At 47.4% G+C, this 23121-nt stretch carries 26 protein-coding genes and 1 pseudogene; 18 read left to right on the forward strand and 9 right to left on the reverse strand.

The genetic code is table 11. The features are described from left to right. Window positions 1-77: 77 nt before the first annotated feature. The 3 genes from QQK89_RS12565 to QQK89_RS12575 all read right to left on the reverse strand — a co-directional run bounded on the left by QQK89_RS12565 (window position 78) and on the right by QQK89_RS12575 (window position 1386). Window positions 78-389, reverse strand: a complete 312-nt coding sequence (locus tag QQK89_RS12565; protein ID WP_284238916.1) for a hypothetical protein — start codon at window positions 387-389, stop codon at window positions 78-80. Further along, window positions 389-748: a MerR family transcriptional regulator gene (locus tag QQK89_RS12570; protein ID WP_284238917.1), complete on the reverse strand. Its 360-nt coding sequence runs from the start codon at window positions 746-748 to the stop codon at window positions 389-391. The genes QQK89_RS12565 and QQK89_RS12570 overlap by 1 nt, the downstream gene beginning before the upstream one ends. Before the next feature lie 74 nt (window positions 749-822). Further along, the gene (locus QQK89_RS12575) at window positions 823-1386 is read right to left on the reverse strand and encodes a helix-turn-helix domain-containing protein (RefSeq protein ID WP_284238918.1); all 564 of its coding nucleotides are present in this window, start codon (window positions 1384-1386) and stop codon (window positions 823-825) included. 182 nt (window positions 1387-1568) lie between these two features. Between QQK89_RS12575 and QQK89_RS12580 the strand changes: the two genes are divergently transcribed. From QQK89_RS12580 to QQK89_RS12590, 3 genes are read left to right on the forward strand one after another with little or no spacing between them, the layout of a single operon-like run. After that, window positions 1569-2564 (forward strand): Gfo/Idh/MocA family protein, encoded by a 996-nt coding sequence (locus QQK89_RS12580; protein ID WP_284238919.1) that lies wholly within the window; start codon window positions 1569-1571, stop codon window positions 2562-2564. Beyond that, window positions 2561-3322, forward strand: coding sequence for a sugar phosphate isomerase/epimerase family protein (locus tag QQK89_RS12585; protein ID WP_284238920.1), 762 nt, complete (start codon window positions 2561-2563; stop codon window positions 3320-3322). Before QQK89_RS12580 ends, QQK89_RS12585 begins: the two co-directional genes overlap by 4 nt. A 13-nt stretch (window positions 3323-3335) precedes the next feature. Then, window positions 3336-3698 (forward strand): cupin domain-containing protein, encoded by a 363-nt coding sequence (locus QQK89_RS12590; protein WP_284238921.1) that lies wholly within the window; start codon window positions 3336-3338, stop codon window positions 3696-3698. A 54-nt stretch (window positions 3699-3752) separates the two neighbouring features. Here the strand turns inward: QQK89_RS12590 and QQK89_RS12595 are convergent, their stop codons facing one another. Next, a complete protein-coding gene (locus QQK89_RS12595; protein WP_284238922.1) occupies window positions 3753-4628 on the reverse strand; it encodes a LysR family transcriptional regulator in 876 nt (291 codons plus the stop codon). A 125-nt stretch (window positions 4629-4753) separates the two neighbouring features. Here QQK89_RS12595 and QQK89_RS12600 point away from each other — a divergent pair, with 125 nt between their 5' ends. Both QQK89_RS12600 and QQK89_RS12605 read left to right on the forward strand, forming a co-directional pair. After that, the gene (locus tag QQK89_RS12600) at window positions 4754-5680 is read left to right on the forward strand and encodes a DMT family transporter (RefSeq protein ID WP_284238923.1); all 927 of its coding nucleotides are present in this window, start codon (window positions 4754-4756) and stop codon (window positions 5678-5680) included. A gap of 59 nt (window positions 5681-5739) precedes the next feature. Then, a complete protein-coding gene (locus QQK89_RS12605; protein WP_284238924.1) occupies window positions 5740-6486 on the forward strand; it encodes a carboxylesterase family protein in 747 nt (248 codons plus the stop codon). A gap of 61 nt (window positions 6487-6547) precedes the next feature. On the opposite strand, the gene QQK89_RS12610 is transcribed toward QQK89_RS12605, so the two are convergent. Then, window positions 6548-7399 (reverse strand): aldo/keto reductase, encoded by an 852-nt coding sequence (locus QQK89_RS12610; RefSeq protein ID WP_284238925.1) that lies wholly within the window; start codon window positions 7397-7399, stop codon window positions 6548-6550. Between the two features lie 279 nt (window positions 7400-7678). Between QQK89_RS12610 and QQK89_RS12615 the strand changes: the two genes are divergently transcribed. Together QQK89_RS12615 and QQK89_RS12620 are read left to right on the forward strand one after the other, a co-directional pair. Beyond that, window positions 7679-7999, forward strand: a complete 321-nt coding sequence (locus QQK89_RS12615) for a carboxymuconolactone decarboxylase family protein (protein ID WP_284238926.1) — start codon at window positions 7679-7681, stop codon at window positions 7997-7999. A gap of 20 nt (window positions 8000-8019) precedes the next feature. After that, entirely contained in the window at window positions 8020-8424 is a 405-nt protein-coding gene (locus tag QQK89_RS12620; protein WP_284238927.1) for a cupin domain-containing protein, read from the forward strand. Between the two features lie 163 nt (window positions 8425-8587). Here QQK89_RS12620 and QQK89_RS12625 read toward each other — a convergent pair whose 3' ends face one another. Next, window positions 8588-9190, reverse strand: a complete 603-nt coding sequence (locus QQK89_RS12625; protein WP_284238928.1) for a hypothetical protein — start codon at window positions 9188-9190, stop codon at window positions 8588-8590. A 138-nt stretch (window positions 9191-9328) separates the two neighbouring features. Between QQK89_RS12625 and QQK89_RS12630 the strand changes: the two genes are divergently transcribed. The 4 genes from QQK89_RS12630 (at window position 9329) to QQK89_RS12645 (ending at window position 12720) form a co-directional block, all read left to right on the forward strand. Then, a complete protein-coding gene (locus QQK89_RS12630) occupies window positions 9329-9619 on the forward strand; it encodes a DUF3817 domain-containing protein (protein WP_284238929.1) in 291 nt (96 codons plus the stop codon). Between the two features lie 182 nt (window positions 9620-9801). Beyond that, window positions 9802-10734, forward strand: a complete 933-nt coding sequence (locus QQK89_RS12635) for an ABC transporter ATP-binding protein (protein WP_284238930.1) — start codon at window positions 9802-9804, stop codon at window positions 10732-10734. Continuing rightward, on the forward strand, window positions 10727-11665 hold the full coding sequence (locus QQK89_RS12640) for an ABC transporter permease (RefSeq protein ID WP_284238931.1): 939 nt from the start codon (window positions 10727-10729) through the stop codon (window positions 11663-11665). Before QQK89_RS12635 ends, QQK89_RS12640 begins: the two co-directional genes overlap by 8 nt. 116 nt (window positions 11666-11781) lie before the next feature. Further along, window positions 11782-12720 (forward strand): hypothetical protein, encoded by a 939-nt coding sequence (locus QQK89_RS12645; RefSeq protein WP_284238932.1) that lies wholly within the window; start codon window positions 11782-11784, stop codon window positions 12718-12720. 51 nt (window positions 12721-12771) lie between these two features. Here the strand turns inward: QQK89_RS12645 and QQK89_RS12650 are convergent, their stop codons facing one another. Genes QQK89_RS12650 through QQK89_RS12660 form a run of 3 tightly spaced genes read right to left on the reverse strand, consistent with a single transcriptional unit; the run spans window position 12772 to window position 15402 of the window. Further along, on the reverse strand, window positions 12772-13620 hold the full coding sequence (locus tag QQK89_RS12650; RefSeq protein WP_284238933.1) for an ABC transporter permease: 849 nt from the start codon (window positions 13618-13620) through the stop codon (window positions 12772-12774). Beyond that, the gene (locus tag QQK89_RS12655; protein ID WP_284238934.1) at window positions 13604-14407 is read right to left on the reverse strand and encodes an ABC transporter permease; all 804 of its coding nucleotides are present in this window, start codon (window positions 14405-14407) and stop codon (window positions 13604-13606) included. Before QQK89_RS12655 ends, QQK89_RS12650 begins: the two co-directional genes overlap by 17 nt. After that, complete coding sequence (locus QQK89_RS12660) at window positions 14404-15402, reverse strand: ABC transporter ATP-binding protein (protein WP_284238935.1); 999 nt, start codon at window positions 15400-15402, stop codon at window positions 14404-14406. Before QQK89_RS12660 ends, QQK89_RS12655 begins: the two co-directional genes overlap by 4 nt. 325 nt (window positions 15403-15727) lie before the next feature. On the opposite strand from QQK89_RS12660, the gene QQK89_RS12665 reads away from it, so the two are divergent. The 7 genes and pseudogenes from QQK89_RS12665 to QQK89_RS12695 all read left to right on the forward strand — a co-directional run bounded on the left by QQK89_RS12665 (window position 15728) and on the right by QQK89_RS12695 (window position 23109). After that, complete coding sequence (locus tag QQK89_RS12665; RefSeq protein ID WP_284238936.1) at window positions 15728-16642, forward strand: EamA family transporter; 915 nt, start codon at window positions 15728-15730, stop codon at window positions 16640-16642. A gap of 177 nt (window positions 16643-16819) precedes the next feature. Continuing rightward, on the forward strand, window positions 16820-17161 hold the full coding sequence (locus QQK89_RS12670) for a hypothetical protein (protein ID WP_284238937.1): 342 nt from the start codon (window positions 16820-16822) through the stop codon (window positions 17159-17161). Further along, entirely contained in the window at window positions 17158-18912 is a 1755-nt protein-coding gene (locus QQK89_RS12675) for an ABC transporter ATP-binding protein (protein WP_284238938.1), read from the forward strand. The genes QQK89_RS12670 and QQK89_RS12675 overlap by 4 nt, the downstream gene beginning before the upstream one ends. Continuing rightward, window positions 18896-20749: an ABC transporter ATP-binding protein gene (locus QQK89_RS12680; RefSeq protein WP_284238939.1), complete on the forward strand. Its 1854-nt coding sequence runs from the start codon at window positions 18896-18898 to the stop codon at window positions 20747-20749. Before QQK89_RS12675 ends, QQK89_RS12680 begins: the two co-directional genes overlap by 17 nt. Window positions 20750-21111: 362 nt before the next feature. Next, a pseudogene (locus QQK89_RS12685) lies at window positions 21112-21449 on the forward strand (NUDIX domain-containing protein). A 70-nt stretch (window positions 21450-21519) separates the two neighbouring features. After that, window positions 21520-22014 carry a hypothetical protein gene (locus QQK89_RS12690; protein WP_434481676.1) on the forward strand — a complete coding sequence of 165 codons (495 nt, stop codon included), beginning with the start codon at window positions 21520-21522 and terminating at the stop codon, window positions 22012-22014. A 99-nt stretch (window positions 22015-22113) separates the two neighbouring features. Further along, window positions 22114-23109 (forward strand): DUF1835 domain-containing protein, encoded by a 996-nt coding sequence (locus QQK89_RS12695; RefSeq protein WP_284238940.1) that lies wholly within the window; start codon window positions 22114-22116, stop codon window positions 23107-23109. Window positions 23110-23121 lie beyond the last annotated feature (12 nt).

Raw genomic sequence — 23121 nt, forward strand, 5'->3', positions numbered from 1 at the left:
TATTCAAACAACCGCGGTGTTTCTTCCCATAACTTAAGAGCAGCGGTTTTATCGATTGCCCATGCCAAATGGCTAGCCTACGGACAAGCGAAGACAGCTGCTGCCTTGCTCAGCGTTGCGGTAGACGAGCTTTTCAAACCAGATAACATCCGAGCTTTTACCGTGCATCCGGACCAAAACACTTGCCGCCGCTGGCGCGAAGGTGATTGTGCCTGCAAGGAACGTCGAAAAAGCCAGACAAGCTGTGGCCGGGATTCCAAACGTGATTCTAATCCCAGACCGGCGGATCCGCCGGTAATGATGATGATTTTTCCTGTTAGATCAATGTCTTTTATGATTTGGTTAGCCGTTGTTCTAGCCGAATAACCGGATGAAATAGGCTGTTGCATTAAATACCGCCACCTCGAAGTTTACTGAAGTGAGTCACCTTGTACTGTACCTTTTCCAGTATCCTTTGGCGTTTCACAAGCTCAAGCTCCATCTTGACGGCATGCTCCCGAAGAATCTCGTGGCACCGCATATAGTCTTTGGCCCGATAAGCGTCAACATATAATTTGATTAGCTCCAAGGACATACCCGTATCCTTCAAATGGACAATAAATTGCAGATATTCCACCGTCAATTCATCGTAGATTTTATACCCTCGGGCATTTTTTACCGGCTCGTCAATCAATCCTAACTGTTCGTAGTATCTAATGGTAGGGATTGGCAAGCCGATTAGCTTGGATACCTCGGAAATTTGATACAAGTGATTCTCACCTCGCGAAATCAAGGTTACAACGTAAAGTTGACTTGATGTCAACAGCGCTTGCGATGGAAGTTTTACTCTCCTTCAAGTTTGCCCGTATCTTCCGTAAAGATTGCAAGGTATCTAACCTGCTCGGAGACCGGAATGACCAGATGCTCTTCCAGCGAGTTGAAATACATGCCGTCGCCGGCGCTCATGTCGTATTCGGTGCTGCCGACTTTGTAGATCATTTGCCCGGATAAAACGTAAATGAATTCCTGCCCCTCGTGGGAGAAAACATGGCTTTTGACTTCTCCGCGCTCGGCAACAAACAAGTAAGGCTGCATGATCTTGTCCCGTCTGCCGGAAGCAAACGCAAAAAAAGAATACCCCTTATCCGTCTTGATCCATTTATCGGGATCCTGATAGTCCGACGCGTTTATGTAGACGGTACCGCTCTTTGGGGACGGCTCGAGCAGGTCGGAGACTTTGACGCCAAGCGCGGAGGCGATTTTCATAAGGGTGGCGACTGCAGGCATCGTGCTGCCGTTCTCGATCTTGGAGAGCATGCTTTTCGTAAAGCCGCAGGCCGCTGAAACTTCGTCTTGCGTCCGTTTTTGTTCTTTACGGATTAATCGGATTCTTTTGCCCAATTCCATGTGTATCCCTCGCGTTATCCAGTTTACTCTGTACTACAACTTTACCGATACTTTCGCGAAAACACCAGTCATTTCAATGGAAATACGGATTGCCGGATGGAAACGGATGGATTATAATGGAGCTGCGAAGCAATTCAACATTGTTGAATAGAATTTAAATACGTTGAATGGGGTGGAGTGCGTTGAAGAAATTTAAAGTCGGCCTGGTTGGGGCGGGCGGAGTCTCTGAATTGCACCTGGAAGGCTACAAGGCAAACCCGGAACGCGTAACTATCACGGCCATCTGCGATTCGAATGAAGAGATTCTTCATTCCCGCGCGGATAAATACGGAATCGAGCAGCGATTCACGGATTTGAATGCTTTTATTCAAAACAGCGGGGTGGATGCGGCCGTCGTGTGTACGCCAACCTCCGTTCGAAAGCAGGTTGTTATTCCTTTGTTAGAAGCGGGAATTCCTCTATTAGTGGAAAAGCCGTTCTCCGATACGATAAGCGATGCCATTGAAATTACCGAAAAAGCAAAGCAACTGAATGTTCCCGTGGCTGTTAACCAGAATTTCAGACGCCATTATCCATTTGAAATCGTGAAAAATATCGTTGCCGAGCAAGCGATCGGCAAAGTTACCATGATCTTATTTAACGAGATGTTCTTCCGGCAGGATGCGGGCTGGCGGCTTAATCAGGAACGCCATGCTTTATCCGTCATGGGTATTCATTGGTTTGACGGGTTCCGCCAGATCCTGGGCTGCGAGGCTGAATCCGTCGTCTCTTTGATGAATTCCTCGGATGCCATCAACTGCAAAGGCGAGACGGATGCCACCGTTCAGTTGAGATTTGAAAACGGTACCATCGTAACCTATACGCAAAGCTTCTCTTCGCGGATCAGCCGGACGGAGATGATCGTAATCGGTGAGAAAGGTACGGTAAAATGCAACCATAACCGGGTCGAGCTGTATTTAGGCGGCGATCATAATCCATATAGCACATGGGATAACCATTATTCCCGTGAGCAAAACAGCTTTGATAATCTCGAGCAGCTGCTGACCTGGATCGAGACGGGAAAAGTTGCAAGCAACAGTGCGGAAGATAATCTGAAGACCGTTGCACTACTTGACGCTTCCTACCGTTCAGCCGCCGAATCGCAGATAATCAGGCTTAGCAGCGGGATCAGAATATGACGATCAAGTATGCATTCTCCAGACCAACCTCAACCGTAGAGGAATGCCGCGATCTCTTTCATACCTATACGAAGGCCGGTTATGACGGATTGCAGCTGAAAGCCGGACAATACGCTCCTTATGTGCATCAACCGGAGCGGTTTCTCGAGGAATGGGGGCATAAGCATGGCATAGGTTCCGCTCTAATAAGCGGAGGACATATCGATGAGCAAGGCGTACGGCAGCTAAGAGAGCTGTTCCAATTCGGCCGGAAGATCGGAACGGAGCTTATCGTATTTTGCCATGGCGTCTCCCGCAGCGAGACGTCTACGGAGGATATACGAAGGTATGCCGAGCAGCTGTCCGAGCTTGGGAAAGAAGCGTCGCAGCATGGATTAAAGCTATCGCTTCACCACCATCACGGTCAGCCGGTTATGCACAGGGAAGACTTCGATATCTTCTTCGACCGCGTTCAGCCGGGGAGCGTTGGCTTAACTATAGATACCGCGCATTTGGTCAAATCCGGCATAACAGATGTCGCGGAGTTGATTCGGGCATATGCCAGCGTCATTGATAACTATCATATGAAAGACTTTGCGGCAGGGGATTGGCAGATCCTTGGGCGGGGAGAGATTGACTTTGAACCGATTTTTCAAGCGATTCTGGACACCGGTTACCGCGGCTGGATCTCGGCGGACGAAGAAAGCGGCGGGGAGATCGCTCTGGGATTAACCGAGTGCTTGAGCTTCCTGAAGCAAGGCTTACAATCTACTAGATAAAGGGTGAACCAATATGGCAACAATCTCGGATCTGCGCAAGGAAGAAGCGGGACGGATCCTGCCGATGGATTGGGGCAAGATTCATTGGTTATGCGGCCAGGAAATCGATCCGGAGGCGGAAATGACCTTCGGCATGGTCTATATTGAAGCGGGGCAAGCCAACGGAAGGCATATTCATCCGAATTGCGAAGAGCTTATCTTCGTATTATCCGGTGAGTGCGACCATACGCTGGGGGACGAAGTGTTTCATCTGGAGCCAGGCATGATGCTGCGAATTCCGCGCGGCGTTCCTCATAACGCAACGGTAACAAGCTGGGAGCCATGCCGGATGATTATTGCCTATTCGGCTCCAGACCGCCAGACGATTGGGGAGTAGGAGCGATTGTAAGTAAAAAGGCCTGAGTCCTGATGGATTCAGGCCTTTTTTAGGTTAAGCTTCAAAAGGGAATAGTGTCCGTGCCGCTTCCATAAACGTTTTTACCGCGATGGTGCAATCCTCCAGAGGACCGGAAGCGATATGAATATCCCGGTAAGCCGCGGGAGAGATCTGCTTCAGGACAATTCCCGGGGGAAGGTCCAGAAGGGACAACTCGGACATGACGGCAAGTCCTTCGCCCGCAAGAATCATCTGCAGCGCGGTTCTGTAGTTGTAGAGAATATATTTAATGGTGGGCGATTCTCCGACACTATCAAACCACTTTAATACCGGGGGCTCATAGCCGGCTTTGCAAATGAGCATGGGCTCATTCCGCAAATCCTCGGGGCTAATGATTTTATTCTCATTCAACGGATGATCCTCGCGCATAACCGCATAAATACCTTCGCGGTAAAGAGGATAAGAATGAGCAGTCTTGTCGGACGGGATAAGCAGACCAACGTCAATCTCGCGGTTATCCAGCCATTCCTGCACATCGGCGATGGTCCCTTCAACAAGGCTGAATTCCAGGTTGGGGTATTGTTGTTTTATATGGCGGATCAGTTTTGGCACAAAATAAGTAGCGGCAACAGGGAATGCTCCGATACGGACGCTGCCGGTTTCCATTCCTTTTTCGCTGGCGATTTCCTGATCGATCTTCTCATACCCTTGAAGAATTTCCCGGAAAGTCCGGACAATCCTCTCTCCAACGGGAGTAAGGGCAACGCCATGACGCCGGTCTCTGATCAGCAGCGTTACCCCAAGCTCGCGTTCCAAGGTCGTAACGGCGCGACTGACAGCCGGCTGTGTCATATTCATTTTCTCTCCGGCGGCCGTAAAGCTGCGGGTCTCCGAAATCGCAACAATCAATTGAAGAAGTGATTTGTTCATAACAGATTTGATATCTCCTTCATGATTTATATTCATTTTATTTATGAACAGGTTTATTGTAACATGATTATAGACCAAGAGATAGAAAGACCTGGAGGAGTGAACCGGGAGAGGAGAGTCTGGATATGAAAGCAAAAGCGTGGCTTTTTCTAGTATTAGCAAATCTGTTTTGGGCAGGGAATTTGATTTTCGGCAAGACGGTTACGGCAGAGTTTCCGCCGATCTGGGCAGCGTTCTTGCGTTGGGCGATTGCGGCAATAGTCTTGATCCCGATGGCTCAGCTTGTAGAAAAGCCAAATTGGAGGAAAGTGTGGAAAGCCAACTGGGGAATCTTGATGTTTCTATCCCTGGTAGGCGTTGTATTCTACACGCTTCTTACTTACACGGCTCTGCAGCATACCTCACCAACAAACGGCAGCCTGATTAACAGCTTGACTCCAGCGGTTATGATCATCTTGTCGCTGTTGTTCCTGAAGGAAAAAGTGACGGGGCGGCAAGGAGCGGGATTGGTATTATCATTTGTCGGCGTACTGACGGTATTAACAAAGGGGCATCTGCTAGACGCGTTTGGCATTTCCTATAATGAAGGGGACGGCATATTGCTGATTGCGGTATTCTTGTGGGCTATCTATTCCATCGTCAGCAAACGGGCTCAGCATCTTCCTCCGATTACGTTTGTCGCATTTACGGCTTTCATTGGCGTCATTTGCATGATTCCTTTGCTGTTTATCCAGCCTTTACAGACTGAACATATAACGGTTCTTGGAGTATCGGGAGTCATTTATCTTGGCTTATTCCCATCCATCGGTTCGTTCCTGTTCTGGAACCAAGGAGTCAAAGCGCTTGGACCAGGCAAAGCCAGCATTACGATGAATTTGATGCCAATCTTTACGGCAATCCTGTCCGTACTGACGGGACAGCAGCTGCTAGCTTCCCAAGTCGTTGGAGGAGTTATCGTAATTGCGGGGATGCTGCTGTCGGCCAACCTGTTGATCCGTCCTGGAAAGGCAAGACAAAAGTCGATATCCAAACAGCAACCGGGTACCGTTTAATTGCGTTATAAGGGTGACGAGGGCAGTTCTCAAAGTCATTGGCTTTGGGGACTGCCTTTATGTTCGTTCATAGAATTGGCTATGGGTTCCATGTATTTGAGACTGGAGATTACAACAAAGTACCGGTTATACTAGGCAGTGATAAATCCGAGTTTTCTATCTTTGCCGCACAAGATCCGTTGTTTGTAAAAGCGTTCTTTGGCGGAACGATTGCAACCGATGCTGCATTATTGAAACAATATCAATTCGCCAACAAATATGGCAGCATGCTGTATGCAGGATTTAATGCGGATCAATCTGCTGAGAAGTTAGCCGAAGTGAAAAACCAGCCAAATGTCTATGCTTTCCGATTTGTATGGGGAGAAGATCAATCGGTTATTTCACCGGGTATGGGTTCTTTGGTAGGAGCTTTCCATGGGATTCATATGGACTTTATTACAGGCAGAGAAGATTCGTTTGTCACAACGAACTATACGGAAGCCAACAAGATGGGAAGAACCGATCTGACGGCGACCGTTCAACATTACTTGAAGAACTTCATGTATACGGGAAATCCCAATAGCAAAGGCTTAACGGAATGGAAAACATGGTCCAACGCAAAAGGCGCGCCGAAATTAATGGTCCTTGATGCGAATAAAGAAAAAGCAGTAGTTGGCATGACCAAAGAGTATATTAACGAGAGTGATGTATTTAAAGCTATTGATGAAGATACGTCCATATCCCAGAACGAGAAAACAAAAATGTTGTCCACGGTTATGTCCGGAAGATTCTTCAGTACAAGTCTGGATGCAAGATACAACCAATAATGATGGGTTTATAAATAGAAAGAGCCTTTCCTCTGGGGAAGGCTCTTTCTACTATACCTTGTTAAATATCGAGTTTGCGGGTACCGAGCCACTTCACCATTTCCGGATCGCGATGGGAGAAAAACAAGCTTTCATTTGTATCTAGCGTGGCGATGGCTGCCATATCTTCTTGGCTTAATTCAAAATCAAAGATATTAAAGTTTTCGATGATTCGATCTTTACGAACAGATTTGGGAATCACAACAATGTCTCTTTGCGTTAACCACCGTAACACCAATTGCGCAACGGATTTATTGTATTTTTCAGCAATGGATACTAATACCTCATGATGGAACAAGTTGTTTTTTCCTTCGGCAAAAGGAGCCCAAGACTCGATCTGAACATCGTTCTCTTTCATGAATTTCGCATTGTCGATTTGCTGATTGAATGGATGCGTTTCGACCTGATTAACGGCAGGAACAACTTCATTATGAAGAATCAAATCAATCAAGCGGTCTGGATGGAAGTTGCTTACGCCAATAGATCTGATTTTACCTTCACGATAGAGTTCTTCCATTGCTCGCCACGAGCCGTGTACATCCCCAAATGGCTGGTGAATTAAATACAAATCCAAATAATCCAGCTGCAATCTTTCTAGCGAATTTGCAACTGCTCGTTTGGTGCGCTCATAACCGGTATCCTGAACCCAAAGTTTCGTAGTAATGAACAATTCTTCTCTTGCCACGCCGCTCCGTTTGATTGCTCGGCCAACGGCTGCTTCGTTCATGTATGAGGCTGCAGTATCAATCAGCCGATAACCTGCATGAATAGCGTCGTATACGCTTTGTTCACACTCATTATGATCGGTCATTTGAAAAACACCAAAACCAAGAATAGGCATTTCTACGCCGTTGTTTAGTTTGACGGTATGCATGTATAAGAACCTCCATTCGATATTGGAACATTTATGTTATGCCTTTATTATGCACCTAAAATTCCAAAGCAGATATCTCATTTGTATCGAATAATTGCCTAATCCTCTTAAAGTTCCGGGTTGGATATGAAAGCGCCTCACAGTTCAGGCGCGAAAATTCCTGACCTAATACGAGAGAATTAGGCAATCAATTAAGACAATCGAGATAACGGTCTGTACTTCTCGTCATTCATAATAAGGTTATACGTAGTAAATAATCTGCTAAAGGAGATAATAGTTATGCCAGAAAAACAAACAGCAGGACGAGATCGGCTTGGAGAGTTCGCACCTAAATTCGCAGAACTTAACGATGATATATTATTCGGTGAAGTTTGGTCGCGAGAGAATGAATTGTCCGCTCGAGACCGCAGTATGATCACAGTTAGTGCTCTAATCGCTGGCGGGAACTTTGAGCAGTTGCCAGCTCATTTGCATAAAGCGAAAGCGAATGGACTTTCACAAGAAGAGATTGCGGAAATGATTACTCATCTTGCGTTTTACGCAGGCTGGCCCAAAGCGTGGTCGGCATTTCATATCGCCAAAGAAGTCTTCAAATCATAATGGATAAGGAGGATTCAAAGATGGCTCATGAAGAATTAAGCAACGGTACGATTTTTCCGATAGGTCAGAAAGTTGAAAAAAACTTTGTTGGCGATGCCTATTTGCAGATGGTCTTTACAGACGATAAACCGCTAAATGCGAAGATTGGCAATGTAACGTTTGCTCCAGGTGCTCGAAATAATTGGCATTCTCATAAAGTTGGCCAAGTCTTGTTAGTGACAGGCGGCGAAGGATGGTACCAAGAAGAAGGGAAAGCAGCACGTCACCTTACAAAAGGGGATGTTATTAATATTCCTTCCGATGTAAAACATTGGCATGGAGCCACAAAAGACAGCTGGTTTGTTCACTTGGCCATTACGGCGGGGACTCCAAGCGATACGATCTGGTTAACACCTGTAGAAGATGATTGGTACAATAATTTGTAACTAACTAATCTCAAATATAGCTATAAAGCCCGCCTCCAGGCGGGCTTTTATTCAATCATCCTCTATTGAGGATGATCTTTATTACGTCTCCGAGTAACATTGATCGTGCTGATATTCTCGGGCTAATTCTCATATAAGGCCATAACGACAATATGATCATGAATCACACATAAGTCCAGTTGCCGTCTGGAGCGGGAATGGTTTCGATCTCGAGGACAGGCACTGTAGTAACACTCTTCGTAAAACCCTTCTCGTAATCCATTGAAGTGGCTATTTTTATAAGGTTTTTTCGTAACGTTCTCGGGTCGATGACATCGGATGCTGTGTTAAGCGTGTACAAGAGATCATGATCATAGAAATACAATTCGAACGCGGAGCCTTCGATTGGAATGTTATCAAACGGCCCTTCTCTGCGAATTTCGTTTAGATAGGCTGTTCGACCATTCTTCAATGTGATTTTTGAAAAATAGCTATCAGGGGATGGTCCTATTCCCTCCCGGTATATGTGCAAAGCGATGCTGCCATCACGTTTCTGTGCTCTGGAATAGGTAATGTCCAGATGGTGCGACATAAAAATTCCAGCGTCAATCAGGACATAATTTTTGGGGAGCCAAGTTGGAAGCAAGATGGACTGACCGGTGATTTGCTCGAATTGTTTTGCGAGATTTTTCAGCTCGGAATGAAACGGTTCTTCATCTCCGGCGTAAACAACAGGGGAGCAGACAAGCAGCATAACTAAAGATAACTTCATTATTTTGCTCAGCATCTAATACACCTCTAAGTCATGAATTTGCTGCAGAATAAGCATTTTAGTATCGGACTGCTCAAGGGAATTTATTCCTGCTTTCGTTCTCGTCATGCTGCTTTCACTTATACCTCTCAATGAAAAGGATGGTTCAACTGCATGGAACAATCTGCAAAAGTATGGTTTCGCTGGATCAGTTACTTGGAAGCAGCCTCATTTCTTGTTTTACTCGGAATTGCGATGCCTCTGAAGTACATGTTTGACAGCCCCGGGGCGGTGACGGTTACTGGCGGCATTCACGGGTTCTTATTCTCGGCTTATCTAGTAGCTATAGCGGTAATGGCCGTATTGTTCAAATGGAAGATTGTAAGAATTGCCGGAGCGGTATTGGCTGCTTTTCTGCCGTTTGGCCCGTTAGTTCTGGAACGCCGATTAAAGGCAGAAGCGTGATCCACAAGTTCATATCTACTAGAAAACCTGGTCTCTTCTCTAGCTTTGCTTGGGGGAGGTCAGGTTTTTTGTTCCTCTCAACAACAAATAAATCATGTTATTTAATAATCATTTATTGCAAAACAATAAACAGCGTGCTACTATCTAGTTGGTTGAGACGTAAATAGAGGGAGAGGCAATCTATGAGCAATGAACCGATTATTAGTTTGCGAAATGTAACGAAGCGAATAGGACGGAAAACCGTCATCGACAATCTTACCTTTGATGTGCCGCAGGGCGAGATTTTTGGTTTTCTAGGTCCTAACGGGGCCGGTAAAACAACGACGATCCGTATGATTGTTGGTTTGATCTCGATCACCGACGGTCAAATTCTCATCAAGGGGAACAACATAAAAACCGATTTCGAAGAGGCCATTCGCCATGTCGGGGCCATTGTGGAGAACCCGGAGATGTACAAATATTTAAGCGGGTACCGCAATCTCGTTCATTATGCCCGTATGGTACCGGGCGTCACGAAAGCACGGATTGACGAAGTGGTTGCTCTCGTGAAGCTGGAAGACCGTATTCATGATAAAGTCCGCAAATATTCGCTCGGGATGCGCCAGCGGCTTGGGGTTGCGCAGGCGTTGCTGCACCGCCCGTCGCTGCTTATTCTCGATGAACCCACCAACGGTCTGGATCCCGAGGGCATTCGCGAGCTTCGTGACTACCTACGTTATTTGACCCGGGTGGAAGGCATTACGGTTATCGTATCCAGCCATTTGTTATCCGAGATGGAGCTCATGTGCGACCGTGTTGCGATCTTGCAGCGAGGCAAGCTTGTTGACGTGCAGCCGATCGATTATTTTACGCACGGCAGCGACACCTCCCAGACTTACCAGATCGAAGTGCAGATGCCGGAACAGGCGATGGCGGTTATCGGTCAGATGAAGGGAATCGAGGAATTGAAACGTTCGGAAGACGGATTCATAGAAGTAACGGCGGAGAGGGAGCTTGTACCGGACATTCTGGAGGAGCTTATAAAGAACCATATCCGCGTCTACGGCGTGCAAAGAGTTCGCACCTCTCTCGAAGATAAATTCCTGGAAATTACGGGAGGTGGACAGGTTGTATAATCTCGTATTGAATGAAAACATGAAGATTTACAGGAGAGTACGGACGTGGATCCTCATCGGTCTTATGGCTGGTTTTGTCATCCTTGGCAACTTCGTCATGTGGCATGAAGCAAAAGACGCATCAGCAGATGATTGGCAGACGCAAGTCACACAGGAGAAGGAGAACTGGAACAAGCAGCTTCAGAAGACTAACCTGGATGAAGGGCTTGAGAAGTTCTACAAAGAGCGGATTGCGGTTATCGACTACCAATTGGAGCATGACATTCACCCGACGCAAGGTACGATGTGGAACGGCATTCTCGAGTCGGCGAGTTTGGCAATGTTGATCACTCTACTAACTATCATTATTGCGGGGGATATCATTGCGAGCGAATTTGCGACCGGCACGATCAAGCTGCTGCTCATTCGCCCGGCAAGCAGGCTCAAAATTCTATTGTCCAAGTATATCGCGATGCTCATGTTCAGCTTCGTTTTGCTGCTTACTCTGTTTATCATTTCATTTCTATTGAATGGCATATTGTTTGGCTTTAATCACATGGGATTGCCTCTGATCCGCCTGATTGACGGACAAGTGGTCGAACAAAATATGTTCCTCTATCTATGGAAAACGTACCTGCTGAACGGGATCTCCACGGTTATGTATATTACGATTGCGTTTATGATCTCGTCTGCTTTCCGAAGCAGCGCAATGGCTATTGCATTCTCCATCGGGACTTTGTTTGCGGGCAATATTCTATTGGAGGTGCTGCGAGGATACAACTGGAGCAAATACCTGTTGTTCGCTAACACGGATCTTACGCAGTATTTGGACAACAGGCCTTTTCAGGACGGAATGACGTTATCCTTCTCCATCGGAGTGCTTGTTGTTTATTTCGTAGTCCTAAATCTCATCTCTTGGCTCATGTTTACGAGAAGAGATGTAGCGGCATAACGTTTCTTGGAAGCCAGTCGTCGATCATAATCGACGGCTGGTTATTTTTTACGGATTATTCGTTAGCCCGTTCTATGGTACATTGATAGAGCTGTATAAGAGAGAAGAACAGGCGGTTGATTTCAATTAAAGTGTATGTGCATGTCCGGCATTGGACGTTCTGGTATGGGGTATATGGATTGGATGATAAAAGCTGGAATGATGAAATTACGATCTACGCGGATCCGGAGATGAATCAATTATTAGGCTACTATGATTTAATGACGGGGCAAGGACTAAATCAACTGATCAATGGCGATGATCTTGATCCCGTTGACGATGCGGACTACATAAAGGAGATACGGTCCTTTCTAGATGGGGATAGCGACATTGCATACAGCTATATCTATCCGAGAGACAAGAGTGATCTAGTCCATCAAGTGAACCACTTCGCACCGGTAAATGATAATGGTCACAAGCCTATTTATATCAGGATGTGGTCCAAACAGGCCGCCGCATGGGATATAGAAGAGATTAAGAAAGCAACCAAGGTACTCGGACATGAGTTTCTGCATGAAGAGATTGACGAGATCGAAATTCCCGATCAACCTACATACGAAGAGACTAAACGGTCTTACGACGAGGATTTTGCGCCGTATATGAATATGGAGCCAGTCCCATTTAACGGTGTATTGGTTAAGAGAGGGAAAAGAATGCTTCAAACGATGATTTTCGTCTATTTGATTATTGAGATGTTTGGAGCGGGACAAGATCTATTTACAGGGGAACTTCATCTCAAACACTGGGGGAATGTTCCATTTCTCATATCGCTGATTTTATGTCGAATAGCGTACAGTTATAGATGGGCTGCGTATTTGCTTATGTTGCTTCTTGCAGTGGATTTATCAGGATTAACGGGTTATTTACTCGAGCAAGCAGGAATCTTAAATGGATTACACGCTTCATGGATCATAGCAGGAGCCCTTATCGTTGCTATTGCGGCGGGGATGCGACTGAGGTCGTCTGATAGCTTCCGGACATTCATGAATTTCCAACGATTCAGACGCCTTCAATAGGAAGAAAGAAACGGCCATCATGCGGGATTCCCCGTTCGATGGCCGTTTCTTCTACCTTCTCAAACCCATCATATTACCGGAAGTGTACCTGCTTAACCCCCGATAGAAGAGCAATATGCCTGCTAGGCATAAGACCGCGGCTGTTGCCGATGCTCCATACAAGAAAGGCAGATCAACCTCGCGTATTAAAGAGACTGGCATACTGCTGATGAATCCGGCGGGAATAACCGTAAACAGGACGATGCGGCCAAACCCTTTGAAGATCCCGGTCGGATAAGTAGCAAAGGTAAGTAGGGCATTAAATAATTGGAAGCTTAGTCCTTCCGTATTGCCAAGCCAGAAGGACAAGCAACCGGCCAATACGCAGAAGAAGATGAAAATCATAGTCGAGAGGAGCAGAGCAAGCGCAAATTTGAGGGTACCGAAGAGCGAGACATCTCCAAAACCTACAAAAATAAAGATGGCAAATACCAAGTCGCCAATCGCGCTTACTGACATACGGCTAATCAATACATTCAGCAGAACAGGTTTCGGTTGGGACAAGAACACATCAAGCTGACCAGTGACAATCAGATTGGCAAGGCGGGTTGCATTGCCGAAAAAAATCGACATAATGCCAAAACCTCCCGCCGCGGCTGCCCACATCATCATGACATCCTGCATCGTCCAGCCGTTCAGTACAGGAAACCGTTCAAAATACATGCCCCAAAAAATGATCCATACGATATTGTTCGCGATCATGGTGCCAACCGTGAGCAGGAAGCTGAAACGAAACTCCATCGCACCGGCCAGGTTAAGCTTCCAGCATGCGGTTGTAAAGCGGAGCAGCCGGCGAAGTTTGCCCGCCTCAGCTTGCTCAGATATCGTCTTTATGGACTTTTTCTTATCCGCCGTTAACATTCAGCTTCCTTACCCCCTTCCGATAAACCAACCAGATGACCGATCCAACAAGTGCTGCCCATAAGCCTTGCAAGGCAAGCATGCTCGCGATCTCCCCATGATGCATGCTTACCGCGGTGCGAGCCGGGAAATAAACAATCGTCTGGAATGGCATCCAATGTCCGGCTTTTTGAAGCGTGTCCGGGAACAGCTCAAGCGGCATCAGCATCCCGCCGACCGTAAACAAGATTTTGTTGTAGACGAATTCAAGTCCACGGGTTTCTTCGACCCAGAAGCTGCTAAGAGCAACAAGCATGCCAAGCATAAAATTGACGGTAAATCCGCCTAAGGTGAGTAATGGCAGCCAAACCAAGCCATTTCCTACAGGAGGCGGGCCTACGAGAAGCAAGCCAATGGCCGAGCCAAGCAGCAGGTTGATTATAAAGCGGATGGCCACTTCGCTCATATATTCGACATAATGAAAAGTTATGAAATTAACCGGCCGGATGAGCTTAAACGCGACGTCGCCGCTTTTTACTTCCTCTTCAATCCGGGTACAAAGACTAGGCGTGGCAAGTACCATGGATTCGGTGAAGACAAGATACCACATCATTTGTTTAAAGGTGAAGCCGTTTATGGATGAGCTGCCGACACCGGAATAGGTCGTCTGCCATAATTGCATGAAGATATATAAGATAAGGATCAGAAACAACGATCTGATTATGAAATCAGCCACGTAAGCAAGCTGGCTGCGCAAGGTGATTTTGCCGATAAATACGTATTTGGCCGGCTTCGATAAGCTGATCATAAGCTTACCTCCTTAACCTGAAACGTGCCGTACATGCGGGTAATGATATCTTCCATCGGCGGATCCTGTACCGTCATGTCGACGATCCGGTGACTTGCCATCAAGGCCGCGAGAACGGCTTCTATGGTTGTTATGCCCGTGTCTACGCTAAGCGTGATCCGGCAGCCGCCTTGATTAAGTACCGATACGCCAGGAGCCGCAAGTTCGCCGGGATCATTCTCGAGCACAAGTTGTACGGTCTTGTGAGTCAAGAATTGCTGCTTCATATAGTCGACTTGCCCGTCAAACACAAGCCCGCCATGATTAATGACAATCGCCCTGTCACATAACTTCTCGATATCGCCGGCATCGTGGGAGGTCAGGAAGATTGTCGTTCCTTCCTCGCGGTTCATCTCGACAATGAGCTCGCGGATGCGTTGCTTAACGACCGCATCAAGTCCAATCGTTGGTTCGTCAAGGAACAAAGCTTGGGGACGATGGAGCAATGAGGCGGCGATTTCGCAACGCATCCGCTCGCCAAGCGATAACTTCCGAACAGGCGTATGCAAATACGTTCCAAGCTCAAATCGTTCGATCAGGTTGTCGCGACGCGCCTTGTAATCCTCCCGGCGGAGCTCATAAATGCGGCTCATAAGCTCAAACGTGTCCAGTGGCGGGAGATGGTACCACAGCTGAGACTTTTGGCCAAATACGGAACCAATCCGGTAGGCCAGCTTGGAACGCTCCGTCCAAGGGCAACAGCCAAGAACGGTAGCGGAGCCGGAGGAAGGATGGAGAATGCCGGTCAACATCTTGATGGTGGTTGATTTGCCCGCGCCGTTTGGACCAAGAAAAGCTACCGTCTCGCTCTGATTAACGGAGAAGGTAATGCCTTCCACTGCCGTTTTGTCCGCATATTGCGGCTTGAACAAAGACTTCAGACTGCCCGATAATCCGTGTTGTTTCTTTTTGACCTGAAAGATTTTCTCCAACTGCTCAACCTGAATCGTCTTCACCTCAGCCACTCCTTTGTTCTTTACCCTGCTAAAGGGAAAAAGACCTTCGGTCTGTTTCGCCTTAACAACAGGCGGAACTTTCCGAAGGTCTTTTAATCCTCACGGTGTAGCTTGGCGCCATGCGCGCAAGCCGGCTTCGCTTGGTTCGCCATCCTGGTGGAGTCGGATCCCTAGAAGCCCTTCCGAAAAACTATTTTCCACATATTAACACGTTATGTTAGATGTGGCAACCGCTTTTTTGCTATAAATTTTTGTTGTTAGAGAGCATTGCCACGAGGCCGTAACCTGACTAAGATTAGGAGAATGGAAGGGGACCGCTAACGTTATGTGGATTTTATTTGCAATATTAGCCGCCTTATGTTTTGGACTAAGAGGAATTTTATATCACTATACGAGTCAATTGCCGTTAAGCCGTACGGTGTTGTTATGCGGCGTTTTCTCGATGGGGGCTGTAGTCTGCGGTGCGGCGGCGGTCTTGTCGGGTCAGCCTTGGGAGACTTCAGCGCTTGTCGGCATACAGATGGGCGTGTTTTCCTTTGTGGCGAACGCCAGCATGTTCAAAGGTTTTGCCGTCGGCAAAGCTTCGCTTGTTGCAATCTTAACGGCACTTCCGGCCGTATTGGTTGTCATGGGTGCTTATTTGTTATGGGGAGAAGCGCTTAGCTATATTCAGCTTGCTGCATTTGCGGTTATCGTGGCGGGGATTTTGCTGGTGCGGTATTCAAACGACTTATCTTTATCCAATCTTCAAGGAGCACAGTGGGGGCTGCTATCGCTTCTCATGTTCGCGTGCAACGACTTGTCCGGCTCCTGGTCAACCAAACTCGAAGCGCCTTTATTTCCGACGTTGTTCTTTATGTTCACGTCCGGATCGATTTGTTACGGCATATGGTGGATGAAGGATCGTCTAGCCCGCAAGAAATTCAGTCTGGCAGTTGCTTCGGTATCAGCTGAAGGTTCTGCAACAACCGAGACAGCAGCTCCTGCAACAACCTGGGGCGAACGCCGCACTTTCCTGACCGGCATGCTGGTCGGTACCACGAATGCGGTTGGCATGATGATGATCGTGACGGCTTTTGACCTAGGCAAAGCAGGACTGGTGTCCGCCGTAACGGCATTAAATGTGTTGATCGTTCTTCTGTACACCCGGTTTGTCGTAAAGGAGCAGTTCTCGCGTATTGAAGTAACCGGGATGGCTTGTGCGTTTGGTGGGATTTTGTTCTTGCGCTTGTTTGGATAATAATAGTAAATATTCGAGTCGCCCAATATAGGGCGATTTTCTTTTTTTAGTGCAAAAGAATCATTGTTAGAAAGTTCTGTAAACTAATGGTTGACAGCTAATTCCATGAGGTATACATTTGTATACAGTAAGGTCATGTATACGAACGTATACATGTACAAGAGGAGGCATATATATATGCGTGAGGAACATGGGCATCGAGGTAGGCATCATAGGGAAGATTGCAGGAATCGGGATGGAGGCAAGGCACAAACGTTCCGCCGAGGCAGAGCGATTGCTTTTCTCGAGAAACTTACGGTTACTCGTGCGACTTTGCAGCGACAATTGAATGATCCGTCATTCGATGCGATTAAACCGGTCATCAGCGGCGAGCTGAAAGCGACGGAAGCGATTATGGAAGAGTTTATTCGAGTGTTTCAGCTTCACGAGCTGCCTGAGGAAGACAATTCTTCCGAAGAGACTTCTGCCGGGGAGGAAGTAAGCGGCTCCGAATCCATTGATGGAAGTGATGAGTCTTGAAATCAGAAGGTGTATTAAAGCCGTATTTTAAGCAGACATGGCACATTTATCTAGCATCGGCGACGTTGCATGCGGCAGCTAGCGTTGTGTTCGCTTATTTTCCCAAAGTGCTTGGAGAATTTACGGATAAGTTGAAGAGCGGAGAACTTGGCACTCATGATGTCGTTCATTTCAGCTTGATGCTCGTACTGATCGGATTGGGATACGCCTTGCTTGGAGGGTATGGCCAGTACCTGGTTATGTATGTGGGCCGAGTATTCGAGTATATGACTCGCCGCCGGCTGTTTAGCCATTTCTCCAATCTAAGCGAGCATTACTATTCCAAAAACGGCGTAGGCAAAATGCTGAACTATTTCATGAACGACGTAACTGGCGTACGGGAAGCGATTTCAATGGGGATTAACCAGACGGCCATGGCTTCGATGCTGCTGATTTCCTGCGTTGGCGCCATGATTCTGAGCGATATCCCCTTATACCTGATAGCGGCATCCGTAGGACCGCTCGTATTTATTCCTTGGATTGTGATCAAGATCGGGCCGGTGATCCGGCAGCGCTCCCGCAAGGTGCAGGAGTCGCTTGGTACGATGACAGAGACGGCAGAAGAGCAGTTCGGCGGCATTCGCGTAACGAAAAAGTTCGCCGTTGAGCCGATTATGATCAAGCGCTTTGGAGCCAAAGTGGATCAGATTAAGACGAACCAGCTGTCGCTGGTACGAATCAGTTCGTTGTTCCAGGCGACGGTTCCGTTCCTCGGCAACTTGTCCTTGATTGTATCTTTGGCTTATGGCGGGTACTTAACGATCAAAGGGGACCTTTCGCTAGGTAATTTCGTTGCGTTGACGTTATATGTTCGGATGTTGATGAACCCGCTGCAGCAAATTGGCAACGTTATCAATACCGTGCAGCGTTCCCGCGCGTCCTTGCAGCGGTTAAATGAATTGATGGACGTGCAGCCGGATATCGTGGAAGCGGAACATGCGAAAGAGGCCAATCTGGCGCAAAATCCGATTCGGATTTCGGATCTGACATTCTCGTATCCGGATGCAGCTCAGCCAGCCCTAAGCGATCTTGATCTTGTCATTCAACCGGGCATGACCATTGGAGTTGTGGGGCGTACGGGCAGCGGCAAAACAACGCTGGTCAAGCAGCTGCTGCGCGTCTATGATCCTCCGGCTGATGCGATTAAGATCGGCAACACGGATATTCGCGAGGTGACGCTGGAGAGCCTTCGCAACCAGATCGCATACGTGCCTCAAGACGGCTTCCTGTTTAGTACAACGATTGCGGAGAACATCGCTTTTGCAAGACGGAAAGCCGCGCAAGGCGAGATTGAATCGGCGGCCAAACAGGCTAGAATCTACGACAATATTAGCGAGTTTCCCGAAGGTTTCAAGACTAAGCTTGGGGAAAGAGGAATTACCTTGTCCGGCGGGCAACGCCAGCGCACGAGTCTGGCGCGCGGCTTTATTATGCGAGCGCCGCTTATGATTCTGGATGACAGCGTCAGCGCCGTCGATGCGGTGACCGAATCGGAAATTATTCATACGATTCAGCAAGAGCGCCAAGGCAAGACGACTATCATTATCGCGCACCGGCTTAGTGCCTTGAAGCATGCGGATCTCATCATTGTGCTGGATGAAGGGCGAATTGTTCAACGGGGCAAGCACGAGGAGCTGCTTGCGGAGTCTGGACCTTATGCCGAGCTCCATGCGATACAGGAGGAGGGAAGCCAACATGCCGACGGCCATTAACAACTGGCAAATGGATCAGAAGGGAAGCCAAGGAGGCAAGCAGCCGAAGCCGGAATACAAATCCGCTTTTCGAATATTGAAGTCGTATATCAATCCGCATAGGAAGACTTTTTCGCTGGTTGCCATCTGTACGATTATTGCGATTGTCTCCGATTTATTCCAGCCTTATCTGGTCAAAATCGCGATTGACGACAACTTGATGGTAGGCAAAAACGATTACAGCAGCTTGATTATCATTTGCGCGATTTATCTAGGTTTGTCGGTGTCGGGTTTGTTCTTTACGTATTTGCAAAATAACCTGCTGCAGGATGCCGGTCAAAGCATTGTAGCCCGCATTCGCAAGCAATTGTTCGAACATATTACGAAGCTGTCCATGTCTTATTTCGATAAAACGTCCAGCGGCAGTCTGATCACCCATGTATCCAGCGATACGGAGGCGGTCAATCAGTTTTTTAACCAGGTGCTGCTTACCTTGCTTCGGGACGGTCTTACCTTGGTTTCGATACTAGTCATGATGTTTTATTTGGACACGACGCTTGGCTTCTATTGTCTGCTGCTTCTGCCGATCATCGCGCTGATCGCCATTGGTTTCCGGTCTTTCATGCGAACGACGTATCAGATGGCACGGACGCGCTTGTCCAGACTCGTTGCGTTTGTTGCGGAAAACCTGGCGGGTATGAGCCTCATTCAAGTGTTCCACCAGCAAAAAGCGCAAGGCGAATTGTACAAGGAGCGGAATGAGGATTATTTCAAGGCGAATGTCCGGGAGATCCGAACCGCGGTTACGTTTAACCGGACTTTTGATTTGCTGGGCAACTTGACCATTGCGTTTGTCGTATGGACCGGGGGTAAGGCCGTGCTTGGCGATACGATGGAATTTGGCGTATTGTATGCTTTTATTACGTATATCCGTCAGTTCTTCCAGCCAATCAACGCCATTACGCAGCAATGGAATACCCTTCAGTCGGCTACGGTTGCGGTTAACCGGATCTGGGGCGTTCTTGATACGAAACCCGAAATCCAGGAACCGGAGAAGCCGATTACGGTAGACCAAGAAGCTGTTCAAGGCCGCGTAGACTACAATGACATTTCCTTTAGTTACGGCAATGGCACTCCGATCTTCCGGGGGCTCGATCTGCATATCCATGCCGGCGAAATGATCGGAATTGTTGGAACAACCGGTGCAGGCAAAAGCTCGTTAATGAGCTTGTTGTGCAGGTTCTACGATGTACAGCAAGGCAGCATTCAGATTGACGGGCAAGATGTCAGGGACATCCCGCAGCCTGTGCTGCACCGAATGGTTGGTCTCGTACAGCAGGAGCCGTATTTGTATGCGGGAAGCATTATCGACAACGTCAGGATGTTTGACGAGTCCATCTCCCGCGAAGACGTTATTCGCGCCTGTGAATTTGTAGGGGCGGATCAGCTGGTCAACCGAATGGCGGATGGTTATGAGACGAAGTTATCCGAACGCGGCAGCGGATTGTCGGCCGGCGAGCGGCAACTGATCTCTTTTGCCCGCATAATCGTGTTCCGTCCGAAAATTCTGATCCTCGATGAAGCGACCGCCAATCTGGACTCCCAGACGGAGCAGTTGATACAGCGCGCGCTGCAGGTGGTGTCCGAAGGCCGGACAACAATCGTGATTGCCCATCGCTTGTCCACCATCATGCAGGCCGACCGGATTATCGTGTTGAGCCACGGAACGATCGTGGAATCGGGTACCCATGCTGAGCTGGTTGAACAGCAAGGCGTATACGAGGAGCTGTATCGCCACTCCCAAGGGGAAGCGGCAGCAACATTAGAAGTTACGCCGGAAGCGCATCCGGTAAAATAAAACGTGAAAAAGCTGAAGCCCTCTTGGGGGCTTCAGCTTTTTTCGTTTGTCAGTCTCTCTTGCAGCTTGCACCTGCGGGTTCGTTTAGCATGTTGCACGAAGTGCAGTATATTTCCCTTAATTAGGCCAAAGAGCAAATTATACTGCACGGAATGCAGGATATGAGTTGGCTTGGAACCGTTTTGGGCATTTTTTGACTTATACCCTGCATTTTGTGCAGCATATCTCTAGTTAGTGGGCTCAAACGCCTAAATATGCTGCATTTCGTGCAACGTAACTAAGCTGGCGGCGTTGGGACTTTGTTAAGATAGTCTAGAAAAAGTTATTTAGACAAACTAATAATTTGAAATCGAGGTATTCCAATGGGCTACATAATGGATTTAAGAGCAATAGTCGGTTCTAGACCGCTAATTATGACGGGAGCCTGTGTGTTGCTCTGCAGGAATGAACGCCTGTTATTGCAGCGCAGATCGGATAATGGTTTGTGGGGATTGCCCGGCGGTTCGATGGAACCAGGCGAAACATTAGAAGAGGTTGCAATTATATATGCACCGATTATGCTGGGACTCTAATACAAGAAGAAGGCGAAGTACATGAGTTGCGGTTTTTCAATTATGATGATATTCCCGAACAGTTGTCTCCGCCGGACAAATCTGTGATCTTTAAATTTCTTGAACAAATTAGAGGCATATCCATCTGAAATTGTTCACGAACTTGTCACTTATGAAGAGGGGTTCCAAATCTCTATAATGTCAAGGAGAACAGAAAGGATGGTTCATTTGCCGGCTAATAAGAGAGAAGAATTTTATTTTGGATTGATGATGGTAACGGGGATGGCCCTTGTTATGATCACTTACAACATGATTCGTAACAACCTGTTCGGGACGATTCCCGCTGGAGAAATGGTGCTGCAATATGTGTTAGGATTTGCGGTTGCTTTTCTAATTGAAATGTTTGTTGTTGGACCCGTTGCCCAAAAAGCCGCCTTCGCGATGCCTTATAACAAGTCGAAGAAGGTCTATGTTATTGTAGCGCTTGCGTTCTGCATGGTTACGGGCATGGTGCTTTGCATGTCGTTGTACGGATTGATTAGTTCATCATTGGCGAACGGTCTGGGAGAGGGTTCGCTCATCAAGCATTATTTCTCGATTGTCTTCTACAATTATATTCTAGCATTCCCGCTGCAATTGATCGTGATGGGACCGCTCGTTCGGTTCTTGTTCAGCAAATTTATTGCGGGAAAAAGCAATACGGCAACGGCGTAAACTTGATATGATCTCGGAAATGAATGTCGCAGGACAAGGATCTGTGGCATTTTTTCTATTTGTATATTTATGGTAGAGTAGGAAGCGAGGTGAAGAAGGATGAACCGTTATATCGATTCTATTAACGAACTGAATGAATGGGAGCTTCGGACCTTTCTAAACGAGCTCTTAGAGGCAGCCGAGAACGGTTCGGAGTCGGATCAACTTCTGCGGCAGTGGACCAGCCGCGTGCAAGAAGCGCGAGCAAAGCGCAGAGAAATAGACCGAATCGAGTCTCATGTACATATCGTATTTAGTCTTTCGGATGCGGGTTCATTAAAGGTCGCGCTAAGTGAATTAGGCAGACATGCGAATAATAAGGTTTTGGCCTTTAACGATATGTTTTCCATTGGCCCGCTGTTGCATTTGGATCATTCGGACGGGCAGCGCAATAGACAAAGCTGGATGCTGGGCCGCTTTTCTCCGAGCAGCGTATTAAACGATCCTAACCGAGAGTCCAGGATGGACCGCATGGTCGAGCAACTAAAAGCAATACCGGAAGAAAAATCGATCATTGTTTGGTGCTCCAATAACTCGCATGACCAGATGGGATTGCGGCTGGTGATGCACTTGTTAAAGGATCGTCAGCAACCCGTTCAAATCATTAACTTAACGGAAAGTTTTCCTACTACGGATAATCCGCCAATTGCCCAGGCTTATGTGGATAGAGAAGTCTATCGCAGCATCGTAAGCCAATATGAAACAGCTAGATTAATCACTCCCAATGAAAGGCAGCAATATATCGCAGAGTGGGAGGAACTGTCGAAGGCGAACCATGAGCTCCGATTGTGGCAGAACGGCGAAATTAAAGGTCGTGAGCCTGAAGCAATCGACGGAATTATTGTATCCGCGGCGGTAGCTGCCGTACAAGAAAGCGGCGATGATCAAGGGTTTGTAAAAGCCGGGACGGTTGTTGCCAAGTTATTTGAGCATTTCGATCAAGTTATAGGCAGTCATTTTATCGAATACCGGATTTGGACATTGATCAGTAACGGAGTATTTGAGTTCAGAGGTCTGCCTGGTGCATTATATCAATATTCTATTAAGCTCGGATGATAGATAAGGAGG

This window comes from Paenibacillus glycanilyticus (assembly GCF_030161375.1).
GTDB classification, from domain to species: domain Bacteria; phylum Bacillota; class Bacilli; order Paenibacillales; family Paenibacillaceae; genus Pristimantibacillus; species Pristimantibacillus glycanilyticus_B.